This window comes from Stenotrophomonas sp. SrG, assembly GCF_050031795.1.
Lineage (GTDB): Bacteria > Pseudomonadota > Gammaproteobacteria > Xanthomonadales > Xanthomonadaceae > Stenotrophomonas > Stenotrophomonas rhizophila_A.
In genome coordinates this window covers 1-281 of the sequence record NZ_JBNBBE010000192.1, presented here as the reverse complement: position 1 = coordinate 281, position 281 = coordinate 1, and the positions used below count along the sequence as shown (strand labels likewise).

General features: G+C 75.1%; 1 protein-coding gene. It reads right to left on the bottom strand.

Features of this window, described 5'->3' with window-relative positions; genetic code table 11:
• The coding region (locus tag ACQG3P_RS19495) for a hypothetical protein (protein WP_426805963.1) at positions 1-281 on the bottom strand (281 nt) is incomplete at both ends.

Below are 281 nucleotides of genomic sequence, written 5' to 3'. Positions count from 1 at the left end.
GAGCAGGGCGGGGTCGACGTCCATCCCGGCGCACACGTCGGTGATCAGGCGCAGATCGGTGCCGCAGACCGCGGCGATCAGCAGTGCGGCGCGGCAGGCGGCATCCACCCCCTCCAGCCGCCTTCCGAATGCCTCGGCGACGGCTCGCGGCACGCGGAGCGGGAGACCGGCGTCGATGCTCGCCGCGACATCGAGGTCGGCCGCGCGCAGCTCGCGCAGGGCGAGCGGGTTGCCCGCCGTCGCACGGTGGAGCATGGCCACCTGCTCGTCGGATGCCGCGC